The 1,241-nt window shown below is 70.4% G+C and carries 1 protein-coding gene; it reads left to right on the top strand.

What is annotated here, in order from left to right:
- Nucleotides 1–1,224 (top strand): transketolase-like TK C-terminal-containing protein (locus tag AB8Z36_RS40525; RefSeq protein WP_440582138.1); only part of this gene is annotated, 1,224 nt, incomplete at its 5' end.
- Nucleotides 1,225–1,241 lie beyond the last annotated feature (17 nt).

The raw sequence follows: 1,241 nt of genomic DNA, 5'->3' as shown, positions 1-1,241 counted from the left end.
GCGTTCGCCTCCTTCGACAAGGGCTCCGGCTCCCAGTCGGTGGCGACGACCATGGCCTTCGTACGCCTGGTCAAGGACCTCGTACGCGACAAGGAGTCCGGCAAGCGCTGGGTGCCGATCGTCCCCGACGAGGCGCGCACCTTCGGCATGGAGTCGCTCTTCCCCTCCCTCGGCATCTACTCGCCGAAGGGCCAGACGTACGAGCCGGTCGACCGCGACCAGCTGATGTACTACAAGGAGGCCAAGGACGGCCAGATCCTCAACGAGGGGATCACCGAGGCCGGTTCCATGGCGGACTTCATCGCCGCGTCGACGTCGTACGCGACGCACGGCGAAGTGATGATCCCCTTCTACATCTTCTACTCGATGTTCGGCTGGCAGCGCACGGCCGACCAGATGTGGCAGCTCGGCGACCAGCTCGGCCGCGGCTTCCTCGTCGGCGCCACCGCCGGTCGTACGACGCTGACGGGCGAGGGCCTCCAGCACGCCGACGGTCACTCGCCGGTGATCGCCGCGACGAACCCGGCGGCGCTCTCCTACGACCCGGCGTTCGCCTACGAGATCGCCGCGATCGTCAAGGACGGTCTGCGCCGCATGTACGGCGAGGCGGCTCCGGGCGAGGACCAGAACGTCTTCTACTACCTCACCGTCTACAACGAGCCGATGCCGCAGCCCGCGAAGCCCGCGGGTGTCGACGAGGGCATCGTGCGCGGCCTGTACCGCTTCAACACGGCGGAGACGGCGGGCCTCTCCCCCGCCGCCAACGCCGCGCGCGTCCAGCTCCTCGCCTCGGGCACGGCCATCCACTGGACCCTCGCGGCCCAGAAGATGCTCGCCGAGGAGTGGGGCGTGGCCGCCGACGTGTGGTCCGCGACCTCCTGGACCGAGCTGCGCCGCGACGCCCTGGAGGCCGACGAGGCCGTCCTGCGCGGCGAGGAGCGCGTCCCGTACATCCGTACGGCCCTCGAAGGCGCCCAGGGTCCGGTCCTGGCCGTCTCCGACTACATGCGTCAGGTCCCCGACCAGATCGCCCAGTGGGTCGAGCAGGACTACTCCTCGCTCGGCGCGGACGGCTTCGGCCTCTCCGACACGCGTGACGCCGCGCGCCGCCACTTCGGCATCGACGCGGAGTCCATCGTCGTCGCCGCCCTGGCCCAACTCGCCCGCCGCGGCGAGGCCCCCGCATCAGCGGTGAAGGAGGCCCGGGCCAAGTACGGCCTGTAGCCCAAGGAGGCCTGCGG

This window comes from Streptomyces flavofungini, assembly GCF_041028215.1.
Classification (GTDB): domain Bacteria; phylum Actinomycetota; class Actinomycetes; order Streptomycetales; family Streptomycetaceae; genus Streptomyces; species Streptomyces flavofungini_B.
The sequence above is the reverse complement of the archived record's forward strand: the minus strand, read 5'-3'. Positions and strand labels throughout refer to the sequence as shown.